The organism is Wolbachia endosymbiont of Rhagoletis cingulata (assembly GCF_048537655.1).
Taxonomy (GTDB): Bacteria; Pseudomonadota; Alphaproteobacteria; order Rickettsiales; family Anaplasmataceae; genus Wolbachia; species Wolbachia pipientis.
The window spans coordinates 323320-334785 of sequence record NZ_CP175927.1; the positions used below are offsets into that span (position 1 = coordinate 323320).

Sequence of the window (11466 nt, forward strand, 5' to 3'; positions counted from 1 at the left end):
TGTCCATACATAAGTGTTGCTACATAAATAACCCACCATTAATGTTAAGCACATGCCCTGTTATATATTTTGCTTCATCACTTGCTAAAAATAAGACCCCTGCTGCTATTTCTTCCCCTGTTCCCATTCTTTTCATTGGAATATTATCTAATATTTTTCCCTTTTGCACTTCATTTAAAACTTCAGTCATTTTAGTATCTATAAACCCAGGAGCAATACAATTTACTGTTATATTACGACTTGCAACTTCTTTTGCTATAGATTTGCTCATAGCTATTATTCCAGCTTTAGACGCTGCATAATTTGCTTGCCCGGCGTTTCCTGTCAGCCCTATTATTGAGGAAATATTTATAATTCTTCCCCAATTATTCTTAATTAGTTTCCTGCATGCTTCTCTACTCAGCTTAAATGTAGAACTCAAGTTAATATCAATTACTTTTTGCCATGTTTCATCTGTCATTCTCAATAATAAACTGTCTTGCGTAATGCCCGCGTTGCATACAAGCCCGTCAAAGCCTTCCATCAACTCACTTGCTCTGTTTACTAGTTGATTTACTTCCTCAGCATTTGATAAATCACAAGGGAGTACGTGCATATTTTTTTCATATTGTTTAGCAACTTCTTCGAGCACTTCTTTTTTTGTGCCAGAAACACATAAAGTTGCTCCGGCTTTGTGCATAATTTTTACAATTGCTTGCCCTATTCCGCCTGATGCACCAGTAATCAGGAACTTTCTGCTTTCCAATCCAAACATAATAACTTTATATTATCTTAATTCCTAACAGAATATTGACTAGTTGGCAATAGATTTCTTACATAATATAAGTAACTCAGATATTCACAAAATAAAGTTAAACGTCAAAAAATTTTAAAAACATAGTTATGCAGGAATTGTTACTAAATAGTTTATTCTGGTGCTCTACAGTCTAAATGGAATGCTTAAATTATAGATTCTTTGTTTTTGTGTGTTATCTTGAGTTAACACAAATTCACAGTAGTATTATGATCAGTAAGTTAAAAAAGCTTAGCACTGGATTTTCTTTGACAGGCTTGATTGGCCATAGTGATAATATAAATATGCAAGGAGCAAAAAATAAAAAGAAGAAGTACCCAAAATTTTTGGATAAGACGTTCGCATTGATTGATGCGATGATAAATTTTATTTTAAAACGTGAAAGTAATAACGTAAATGAAGTTCTGAGAGTAACATGGGGACCACTATTTTTTGGTCTGGTAGTAATACTTATCTTTTTTGGGATAGGTGGTATTTGGTCGGCTATAGCTCCAATTGACGGTGCGGTGCATGCAAGTGGAGAAGTTATTGTATCTTCAAATAGGAAAATAGTTCAACACTTGGGTGGAGGAATAATAAGCAAAATTTTAGTCAAAGAGAGCCAAGCAGTTAAAAAAGATGAGCCTCTAGTTTTGTTGAGTGATGTTAACGAGAAGGCGAATTTAAGTATTATCAAAGAGAAGCTCTTATCATTTTTAGCAACAGAAGCAAGGCTTCTTGCAATCAGAGTAGATTTGGACACGCTCGAGTTTCCTGATGAGGTTAAAAAATTATCTCACGATGAACTTGTAAATAAAGCGATAAAGAATCAAGTAAAGTTGTTCAACTCTCAGAGAAAGAGCATATTGGGAAAAACAGACATACTGCAACAACGTATAAAGCAGTTAAATGATGAATTAGCGGGGCTAAACTTTCAACTAAATGCAGCTCATAAGCAATATGACTTGATAACTGAGGAGTTGGAAACAAAAAGACAATTACTTGATAGTGGCCATATAAGCAAACCACACATTTTAGCTTTAGAAAAGCAGTTTGCTGAAATTGAAGGCAGAGTTGGACATTACCGTTCTGCAATATCTCAAGTGCAGCAAAAAATTGGAGAGAACGAATTAGAAATTATAAACGTGAGAAACGATTCTCAAGAAAGAGCAAACGCTGAACTTAAGGAAGTTAGTACGTCTATTGCAGACTTGAAAGAGAGGCTGATGGTTGCTGAAGATTCATTAGCACGTACAATAATTAAATCGCCTCAAGATGGGATAGTCACAGATATAAGATACCATACTGAAGGTGGTGTTATACAATCTGGAGTTCCGATCATGAGCGTAGTGCCATCGGATGATGACCTAATAATAGATGCTAAAATTCAGACCAGAAACATAGAAGAGGTACTGTCGGCACAAAAGAAAGATAGCAACATAGTCTCTATTGATGGGCTAGAAGGGCTAAAGGTTAAAGTCCGGTTAAGTGCTTACAGTGCACGTCGTTTAAGTTTAATTAGTGGTATAGTAAGCCATATTTCTCCTGACGCTCTTGATGATCCAAGACTAGGGCGTTATTATTCAGTACGTGTAGTGATACCAAAACCAGAGCTTGCTCAGTTTAAAAACGTATACCTATACCCTGGTATGCCAGCAGAAGTGTACATAGTTACTCAATCTCGTACTCTTTTATCATTCTTGTTTACGCCTATAATTGCAACAGTCGATAGGTCTTTTATAGAAAGGTAGCTCACTCGTTAAAGTAGTAGTGAAAGTGCCGTAATAAAATTTAGGTACATAATTAGACAATAGGCTTCTTGACCTTACCCAGAAAAAGTGGAGAGAAAGAAAGGAGTTTTTTCGGGTAAAATAAAATTTTGGAGGATTAGAAATGGCAAGAGAATATACGGCAGAATTCAAATTGGAAGCTGTTAAGCTGGCAAATGAACAAAGAAAGGTAGGTCAACCAGTTGCAAAAGTAGCAAGAGATCTAGGAATAAGGGATAGTGTATTAGGAAAATGGATGAAGAAATATAACGAAAAAAAGTCAGCGGCAAATGCATTTCCAGATGTAGCACCTTATGACAAAGAGAGATTTGATTTACAGAAAGAGTTAGCAAAAGTAACAAGAGAAAGAGACATTTTAAAAAAAGCCCTGGCCAGTCAAAAAGAGTAAAATATTTTTTCATAAAAGAGCATAGTAAACACTATAAAGTGCAGGAATTATGTAGGGTTTTCTGCTAGTGGCTACTATAAGTGGACTACAAGGAAAATAAGCAGTAGAGAATCAGCAAATAAAGAGTTATTAGCAGATATTCAAAAAATATATCAAGCTTCTAAATGTAGATATGGAGCTCCTAAAATTCATGCTGAATTGAAGGCTTTGGGTAAAAGTTGCAACTTAAAAACAGTGCAAAGTATTATGCAGAAAAATGGTATTCAGGCTATATTGAGAAGAAAATTTAAAATTAAGAAACAACAAACGGACAGTAGCTCCCAATATATTAGACCAAAACTTTATTGTCGATCAACCAAATAAAGTATGGGATTACTTATATAAAAACCAAAGAAGGATGGCTATATTTGGCAACAATAATCGATCTATATTCACGCATGGTAGTTAATGAGCAGTTCAATAAATAAACAATTGGTTATGGACTCTTTATTAATGGCCGTTAACAAGCGTAAACCTGCCAAAAATCTACTATTACATAGTGATCAAGGTTCACAATATACTTCGCAAGGTTATCAATATCTCTTATCCATAAAAAACATAGATGAGTTATAAAGGTTGTTGTTACGACAATTCTGTTGTGGAAAGCTTCTTCAGTTCTCTAAAAAGGGAGTTACCAATAGACACCTCTCGGCACTCTAAACAGCATATCAAAACTGCTATATTTGAATATATAGAAATTTTTTATAACAAACAACGTCACTATTAGAGGTTGTCCGGAAACTAGTAAATTCAAGCATATTCCCTCTTTAACATAACCCTACTCATAGCTAGGTATATGAAATTCTCAGTGGATGTTGTGAGTAAATCATACTCCTTCGATAGCCTTCTATTCCTATTAACCCAAGCAAAAGTCCTTTCTACAACCCATCTTCTTGGCTGTACTTTAAACCCTTGTTCTCTTGTTGGTAGTAGCTCAGGTGGCGTATCTTTGTGCACCCAAAATCTACATGGAGGCCTTTTAACAATTTCAATATCTATGTCATATTCTTCCTTTATGTGATTCTTTAAATTTCTTCCTTGGTATCCCATGTCAGCCCACATTTTTTTAACTTTAGTATATTTTGTTCTCATATTGTTTAATGCTATTTTAATACCATCTCTATCATTTTCGTTAGCAGCGCCTACGTAACAACCTAGTATAAAACCCTGAGTGTCTGTAATTATATGCCTTTTTCTACCCTTTACTTTTTTACTTCCATCATAGCCTTTGATCCCCCCTTTTCTGTAGTCTTTACAGATTGACTATCTACTATACAGGCACTCGGCTGCTCATTCCTTCCTATTTTTCTTCTACTATATTTTGTAATTTCATAATTCATTTTCTCAAAAATTCCCTGCTTCTTCCATTGCCTGAACTGCTCATACACAGTCTTCCATAGCGGAAAATCATTTGGTAAATACCGCCATTGACACCCTGTACGCAATACATAGAAAATTGCTTCTAATATTTCTCTTTTGCTATACTTTGGCGGCCTTCCTCCTTTCTTGTATGATACTCTGAAGTGTTTTTCTATTCTTGCCCATTCCCTTTCGCTTAGATCTGTTGGATACTTTTTTCTCATCTTTACCCCGTACTAAAATTTCAGATATTATAGCCTTTTACTTGTTTCCGGACAACCTCTAAGTTGAAATTACATCCTGAAAAGACACAGATAGTGTACTGTAAGGATGACAATAGGAGTGGTGGATTTCCTAAACAAAGTTTTGATTTTCTGGGTTACACATTCAGACCCAGGTTAGCAAGAAATAAAATAGGGAAATATTTTGTCTCATTTCTCCCAGCAATTAGCAACAAGGCCAAGAAAAAGATTACTACAACCATAAGGTCATGGAAAATGCTACGAAATACGCATATAACATTAGAGGAGATGTCAGGAAAAGTAAATCCAATAGTCAGAGGCTGGTATCAGTACTATGGCAAATTTTACAGAACTGAAGTATACAAATCTCTAAAGAATATAGAGCGGCATCTAGAAAAGTGGGTGAAAAGGAAATATAAGAGACTCAGGAGTCACGGAAGACTAGCAAGACAATTTCTAGGAAAGGTGAGAAAGAGGTCTCCGGATATTTTCTATCACTGGACACTAGGGTTAGGCCAAAAGGCTGAATAATGGAAGCTGTATAAATCAAGAGGTTTACGTACAGTTTTGCGAGAGACTGGTGGGGAAGTTCCACTGGTCTACTCTCCTAAATGCTGAGGAATATGGAAATAAATGCATACCTCTACACCTTGCGTGCATGGTAGGTGAAAAAGAAATAGTGGAGGAGCTAGTGAAAGCTGGAGGAGAAATAGAGCAAGCGGATAAATTTGGAATGACAGCGATGGATTATGCGAAAAATAGCAAAAAGATAACCGAGGTATTAAAGAAAGAAACAGACAGAATTGAAAAGTTATTTATGAAAGGCTAAAAATATGGAGGAAGAAATAGAAAAGAAAGTAATGAATTTAGAGAAAAAACCTTTGGGTGAACTGAGAAAAATATGGAAGAAGGTATATGGGGAAGAGGCGCCTAGATACTCAAAGAAATATCTGATACCGAGATTAGCTTATAGAATGCAGGAGGAAGCGTATGGAAAAATGTCAAGAAAAGGAGCAAAAAGACTAGAGTATCTAGCAGATCGACTAGAGAAGGGAAAAAGAATAAGTAGTGACAAACTTCCAGTAGCAGGAACAGAGCTAATATTAGAGAGAGGAGAAGAGATGCATGCGGTAATGGTAACAGATAAGGGTTTAATCTACAGAGAAGAATTTTTTACGTCATTGTCAGCAGTAGCCGGAAAAATAATGGGAATGAGTTACAATGGGCCGCTTCTATTTGGAATGAGAGATAAGGAGAAAGAATGCTGAAAGAGGTAAGATGTGCGATATATACTAGGAAGTCAAATGAAGATGGTCTAGGTGTGCCGTAGAAGCGATCAGTTGAAGCTGCACAATAGATGAGGGTAGGTCCCTCGGAGCCGGTTTACAAGAGCAGGCTTCAAACAGCCATAAGCTGCTTTGGTAAAGAGCCATGGTAGTGAGCGTTATGGAAAAGGCGCAATTATGCGTCATGTGTAAAATGGAGAGGCGAATGCAAATGAACCACTGATGAAGTGTCGAAACTTCATAGAAGATGTCAAAACCAGGTGTTCTAGCCTAACCTGGGATAAATCTATCGGAAACTTGTTTACTGGATAGATGGCGTCCGGCATATAGGTGGCGCGGATCCATTTTGGGCTATTGTGTAGAACTGCGGGAACCTGTCATTTCGATGATAAGGGAGAAATCCAAGAAGCTAAACTTCAAGGATGAGAGTACCGATGCGAAGAACAGGGGCGGATCAGCTCGTAGTAGTGAAGAAATTTCTGTAATGGAAATGGAGCGAAGGGGCTGAGTTATTCAGTTTTAATTATTTATCAACCGAAAGGGAGGAGTTAATGAGTAAAACAAAGTCTTTTGATATACCGAAGCAAGTTATTTGGAGAGCTTATAAACAAGTATCGAAAAATAAGGGTGCTGCTGGTGTAGATGAGGTTACGATAACAAAGTTTGAAGAAAATCTAAAAGATAATCTGTACAAGCTATGGAATCGAATGTCATCTGGAAGTTATTTTCCAGAGCCTGTAAAAGCTGTAGCAATACCAAAAGGTACAGAAGGGGGACAAAGAATTTTATGTGTCCCTTCAGTATCGGACAGGATAGCGCAGACAGCAGCTACAATGTATCTAGAACCGTTAGTAGACCCGAAGTTTCATGAAGATTCATATGGTTATAGACCAAACAAATCTGCACTGGATGCGGTAGGAACTGCGAGGAAAAGATGCTGGTGGTACGATTGGACGATAGATCTTGATATAGCAGGATTTTTCGACAATTTGGACCACGAGTTGGCATTGCGAGCTATCAAAAGGCACACAGACTGCAAATGGGTCATACTGTATGTTGAAAGATGGATGAAAGCGCCAATTCAGCAAGCAGATGGAAGTAAGGTAGTTAGGGATAAAGGAGTTCCGCAAGGAGGTTCAATAAGCCCGCTGATCTCAAACATATTTATGCATCATGTATTTGATGAGTGGATGAGACGAAAGTGCCCAACAATACCATTTGAGAGGTATGTAGATGATGCGATAGTGCACTGCAAGAGTAGTAGACAGGCGGAATTTATGAGGGTAGCAATTGAAGAAAGACTGGCTGAGTATAAGCTAAAATTACATCCTGCAAAGACACAAATTGTGTACTGCAAGGATGACAATAGGAAAAATGAATTTCCTAAACAAAGTTTTGATTTTCTGGGTTACACATTTAGACCCAGGTTAGCAAGAAATAAAATAGGAAAGCATTTTGTTTCATTTCTTCCCGCAATTAGCAACAAGGCCAAGAAAAATATTACTACAACCATAAGGTCCTGGAAAATACTACGAAATACACACAAAACATTAGAGGAAATATCAAAGACAGTAAATCCAATAGTCAGAGGCTGGTATCAGTACTATGGCAGGTTTTACAGGAAAGAGATATATAAACCTCTGAGAAACATAGAGCAGCACCTAGAAAAGTGGGTCAGAAGAAAGTATAAGAAGCTTCGAAATCATGGAAGACTAGCGAGGCAACTTCTAGGAAAAATGAGGAAAGAAGGGACAAATACTTTTTACCACTGGACACTAGCTTTAGGTCAAAAGACTGAATAATGGGAGCTGTGTGAGTCGCGAGGTTCATGCACAGTTCTGCGAGAGACTGGTGGGGAAGTTCCGCCGGTCTACTCTCCAACAAAAATTTAATAGTCTTGATGCGCAACGTGTAGCATGTGGAAAATACATAAAGAGCAGAGAGAGTTGGGTAGCATTGGCAAAAAGGTACGATGATGGAGGTTTCTCAGGAAAGAATTTAGAAAGACCAGCGATAAAGGAGTTGTTTGAAGATGTAAAAAAAGGAGAAGTAGATTGTGTAGTAGTATATACGCTAGACAGGTTATCAAGGGAAACAAAAGATAGTATAGAAGTGACATCATTTTTTAGAAGGCATAGAGTAAATTTTATAGCAGTAACGCAGATATTTGATAATAATACGCCAATGGGAAAGTTTGTACAAACGGTATTGTCAGGAGCAGCACAGCTAGAAAGAGAAATGATCGTAGAAAGGGTAAAAAATAAAATAGCAACATCAAAGGAGCAGGGATTGTGGATGGGGGGAACTTTGCCGCTTGGATATGATGTAAAAGATAAAGAATTAATAATAAATGAAAAAGAAGCAAGGACAGTGAAGCATATATTTGAAAGATATTTGGAGCTAAAATCAATGGCAGAATTGGCAAGGGAGTTAAATAGAGAAGGTTATAGAACAAAATCAGATATCTTTAAAAAAGCAACGGTGAGAAGAATAATAACAAATCCGATATATATGGGAAAGATAAGACATTATGAGAAAGAGTATGAGGGAAAGCATGAAGCAATAATAAAAGAGGAAAAATGGCAAAAAGCGCAGGAATTGATAAAGAATCAACCATATAGAAAGGCGAAATACGAGGAAGCATTGCTAAAGGGAATAATTAAGTGCAAGAGCTGTAATGCAAATATGACGCTGACGTACGCAAAAAAAGAGAATAAAAGGTATAGATATTACGTATGCAATAATCATTTAAGGGGAAAAAGTTGTGAATCAGAAAACCGAAATGTAATAGCAGGAGAAGTAGAAAAAGAAGTAATGAAGAGAGCTGAGCGCCTGTATGAAAATTGGGAAGAAAAAGTGGAAGAGTGGAAAAATTTAAGCTTTGGAAAACAGAAAGAAGCAGTGAAAAAGTTAATAAAAGCAGTATTGGTGAGAGAGGATGGAATAGAGGTGTATTCTGAATCGGAGGAAAAATTTATATCAATAAAGAAGAAAGGAAATAAATGCACAGTAGTAGAGCCAGAGGGGAAAACAAACAATGCATTACTGAAAGCAGTGGTAAGAGCCCATCTGTGGAAACGGCAACTAGAAGAGAGAAAATACGAAAGTGTGAAAGAGCTGAGTGCCAAAATTAATATAGGTACAAGACGTATACAGCAAATTTTGAGATTGAACTATTTAGCACCAAAGATTAAAGAAGACATAGTAAATGGGAGGCAGCCAAGGAGTTTGAAGTTAGCTAACTTGAGGGAAATACCGATGCTGTGGAGTGAGCAATTGGAGAAATTCTACGGTCTTGATTTATAAAAGCAACAGAAAAGGGCCATGCCAAAAGATGTTGAGATTGATATAGAAAAGTAAATCAATGTTACAGAATCAATTATATGAAAATATCAATATAAACAATGAAGATTCTAGCATACTGGATGCAACAGTGGTAGAAAATGATCCAAAATCTATAAATTATAGAAGTTTATATTTAAATAATAATCTTTAACTTTTTTGGCAAATTAATCTACCTAGAAACTTCTCTCCTAGGATCAGAAGTCCTTCTTAACTCTTCACGTTCTGTCCATTTGTTGTTAGACTCGCTTATTACTTCAGGACGAATTAATCCACCAGATCTAGCAAAAACACCTCGGTCTATGGCTTCAATAACTGATAAACCTCCCAATAAGCAATTTTGCCCTATTTTTTCATAATTTTCTATTCCTTCATTGCAATCTTCTATTTCATCGAGTAGAAGTAGGCCTTCTTCACTCACCTCTACTTTTATCCAATTTTCATTTTTCTCATCAGGATATAACCTAACTTCTAATTCTCCTAAACTAGTATAGAAAGTTAATACTATACTGCTACCTTCTGTAAGATCTGTGTAATTCCTTATGCCATCTTCAATTTTAATTTCTACTTCACTTTTACCGATTTTTACTATATTTCTTCCACACTTTACATCTCCATCGGTTAGACCTAAATCCCTTACCCCATCTGTTATCTTTATAATGTCTATTTTACTATCTTTAGAATATTCTAAGTAAAAAACGGAGTTGTCTACTCTTGCATCTTTTAGCTCGCTATTGGTTGCACTTTTTGCGATTTCAATAAATTTATGAGAATTGCTAATATAATCTCTATAAGCTTTTTTTAGGTTAGTTTTATGCTCTTTAAATTCTGATGTCAGTGTGTTAGCATCAACTGTATTACCAAACACTGCCCCTTTTGATACTAATTGACATATTATACTACTAGCAACTTTAGGATTTTTTTCCAACTCACTGATTTTTTTCATCACATAATCGGTAAAAGTGTACTCATTACCTGAAAAGAAATCTTGTGAAAGAGAATAGTTTAATCGTACACCAGACTTTATAGCATCGTTTACAATCTTTTCAAGTTCAACCATGTTTTGAGCATAAAATACCTTATCAAAAAAAGACTTATGCAGCTCTTCCTTCTGCTGTAAAGTTAATTTAACAAGTAGAGTGCTGATCTGTTCTTTCTTTTTGCTAGGATAATCAATATTTACACGATAATCTAATGCTCCCATCTTTAGCAAGATCTTTTTTGCTTCTTTCATACCATCTTCATTGTCCCAACAACCATCAAGATGTGAAAACAATTCTGATTCACCTCTTGCGTTACGAATGTTCAGTACCACTTTTAAATCTAAGTCTCCTTCATGCTTACTTAAAAACTTCTTTAAATTTTTAGTGTAGTCTAAATCAAATCTATCTAAGTTATACAATTCTCTCATCAACTCTTTCTGTTTATCAGTTAAAAAGAACACTTCAATGTCGTAGCGATGATTATTAACTGCTATTTGTTGCGGAGTTCTTCCTTTTCTATCTACTATACTAGGGTTAGCACCTTTAGAGAGAAGAGAGTCTATGCTATATCCATACCCTATAGCAACAGCAAGGTGTAATGGTGTCTTTCCTGCATTATTCTTTATATTAGGATCTGAACCTGCATCTAAAAGTAGATCTATAGCACGATTTCCTATGCGACGAAATCCACCAATATTTGCTCCTGCAATTGCATGCAATACTGTTGATTGAGATTCTCCTCTTCTTAGGTTAAGAATTACTTTTAAATCTTTATTATTTTTATTATCATGTAAAAACTTCTTAAGAGATTCAGTATTATCAAATGAGCTATAGTAAGAAGTTAAACATTCTAGGGTTTTGAATAACTCTTCATTTAATTTCTTTTGATTTGGAGTGAGATCATACTCAAGAGCAGACCAAATACAAACCTGTTCTCTTAGTGCAAGTTTGCTATCTATTAAAGATGATGGTTCATTATAGTTTCTAACTGATGGTAAATCTCCTGAGTACCACATATCATTCATCAGTTCATTTAATAAATGCTCTTTAGATGATAAATGTTCTATAATGGATTCATATTCAAAATCAGATGGTTCTGGTTTGGATTTTGGTTTTAGTAGATTGATGATAGATTTTACTATCCCGTTAGATTCACCCATACTTACCCCTTAAGCTAAGATACATAATATATTGTATGCAATATGTAACATTAAATCAACAACCATAATCTTTTTACTACTTATGTTGTTAAGCTTTTGTTAAGT

Annotated in this window: 10 protein-coding genes and 2 pseudogenes; 9 read left to right on the plus strand and 3 right to left on the minus strand. The window is 35.8% G+C overall.

Going from position 1 to position 11466, the window contains the following annotated elements; all coding sequences use genetic code 11:
• Positions 1-19 precede the first annotated feature (19 nt).
• The gene (gene fabG, locus ACJZL3_RS01600; RefSeq protein WP_010962736.1) at positions 20-754 is read right to left on the minus strand and encodes a 3-oxoacyl-[acyl-carrier-protein] reductase; all 735 of its coding nucleotides are present in this window, start codon (positions 752-754) and stop codon (positions 20-22) included.
• 248 nt (positions 755-1002) lie between these two features.
• On the opposite strand from fabG, the gene ACJZL3_RS01605 reads away from it, so the two are divergent.
• Both ACJZL3_RS01605 and ACJZL3_RS01610 read left to right on the plus strand, forming a co-directional pair.
• Complete coding sequence (locus ACJZL3_RS01605; RefSeq protein ID WP_010962735.1) at positions 1003-2523, plus strand: HlyD family type I secretion periplasmic adaptor subunit; 1521 nt, start codon at positions 1003-1005, stop codon at positions 2521-2523.
• Between the two features lie 142 nt (positions 2524-2665).
• Positions 2666-3716 (plus strand): annotated as a pseudogene (locus ACJZL3_RS01610) (IS3 family transposase).
• A 23-nt stretch (positions 3717-3739) separates the two neighbouring features.
• On the opposite strand, the gene ACJZL3_RS01615 reads toward ACJZL3_RS01610, so the two are convergent.
• Positions 3740-4572, minus strand: a protein-coding gene (locus tag ACJZL3_RS01615) for an IS5-like element ISWpi1 family transposase (protein ID WP_094189578.1) whose coding sequence is annotated in 2 segments (ribosomal slippage) — positions 3740-4203 and positions 4203-4572 — 834 coding nt in all. Because the reading frame shifts where the segments join, the coding sequence is not laid out codon by codon here.
• Between the two features lie 63 nt (positions 4573-4635).
• On the opposite strand from ACJZL3_RS01615, the gene ACJZL3_RS01620 reads away from it, so the two are divergent.
• From ACJZL3_RS01620 to ACJZL3_RS01650, 7 genes and pseudogenes are all read left to right on the plus strand, one after another.
• On the plus strand, positions 4636-5121 hold the full coding sequence (locus ACJZL3_RS01620; RefSeq protein WP_419198837.1) for a group II intron maturase-specific domain-containing protein: 486 nt from the start codon (positions 4636-4638) through the stop codon (positions 5119-5121).
• Positions 5122-5197: 76 nt separating this feature from the next.
• Positions 5198-5419 (plus strand): annotated as a pseudogene (locus ACJZL3_RS01625) (ankyrin repeat domain-containing protein); the annotation flags it as partial.
• Between the two features lie 4 nt (positions 5420-5423).
• Positions 5424-5858 (plus strand): DUF2924 domain-containing protein, encoded by a 435-nt coding sequence (locus tag ACJZL3_RS01630; RefSeq protein WP_138265077.1) that lies wholly within the window; start codon positions 5424-5426, stop codon positions 5856-5858.
• A 403-nt stretch (positions 5859-6261) separates the two neighbouring features.
• Complete coding sequence (locus tag ACJZL3_RS01635; RefSeq protein ID WP_419198591.1) at positions 6262-6384, plus strand: hypothetical protein; 123 nt, start codon at positions 6262-6264, stop codon at positions 6382-6384.
• Between the two features lie 43 nt (positions 6385-6427).
• Positions 6428-7678, plus strand: coding sequence for a group II intron reverse transcriptase/maturase (gene ltrA, locus ACJZL3_RS01640; protein WP_419198617.1), 1251 nt, complete (start codon positions 6428-6430; stop codon positions 7676-7678).
• Between the two features lie 49 nt (positions 7679-7727).
• A complete protein-coding gene (locus ACJZL3_RS01645) occupies positions 7728-9182 on the plus strand; it encodes a recombinase family protein (RefSeq protein WP_419198838.1) in 1455 nt (484 codons plus the stop codon).
• Between the two features lie 58 nt (positions 9183-9240).
• Positions 9241-9372: a hypothetical protein gene (locus tag ACJZL3_RS01650; protein WP_264686477.1), complete on the plus strand. Its 132-nt coding sequence runs from the start codon at positions 9241-9243 to the stop codon at positions 9370-9372.
• A gap of 18 nt (positions 9373-9390) precedes the next feature.
• Here ACJZL3_RS01650 and ACJZL3_RS01655 read toward each other — a convergent pair whose 3' ends face one another.
• Complete coding sequence (locus ACJZL3_RS01655) at positions 9391-11361, minus strand: ankyrin repeat domain-containing protein (protein WP_419198839.1); 1971 nt, start codon at positions 11359-11361, stop codon at positions 9391-9393.
• Positions 11362-11466 lie beyond the last annotated feature (105 nt).

Excerpts from the sequence above, each read along its gene's own strand:
- ACJZL3_RS01650 (WP_264686477.1), top strand. The coding sequence starts at position 9,241 with ATGTTACAGAATCAATTATATGAAAATATCAATATAAACAATGAAGAT.
- ACJZL3_RS01605 (WP_010962735.1), top strand. The coding sequence starts at position 1,003 with ATGATCAGTAAGTTAAAAAAGCTTAGCACTGGATTTTCTTTGACAGGC.
- fabG (WP_010962736.1), bottom strand. The coding sequence starts at position 754 with ATGTTTGGATTGGAAAGCAGAAAGTTCCTGATTACTGGTGCATCAGGC.
- ltrA (WP_419198617.1), top strand. The coding sequence starts at position 6,428 with ATGAGTAAAACAAAGTCTTTTGATATACCGAAGCAAGTTATTTGGAGA.
- ACJZL3_RS01655 (WP_419198839.1), bottom strand. The coding sequence starts at position 11,361 with ATGGGTGAATCTAACGGGATAGTAAAATCTATCATCAATCTACTAAAA.
- ACJZL3_RS01635 (WP_419198591.1), top strand. The coding sequence starts at position 6,262 with ATGATAAGGGAGAAATCCAAGAAGCTAAACTTCAAGGATGAGAGTACC.
- ACJZL3_RS01630 (WP_138265077.1), top strand. The coding sequence starts at position 5,424 with ATGGAGGAAGAAATAGAAAAGAAAGTAATGAATTTAGAGAAAAAACCT.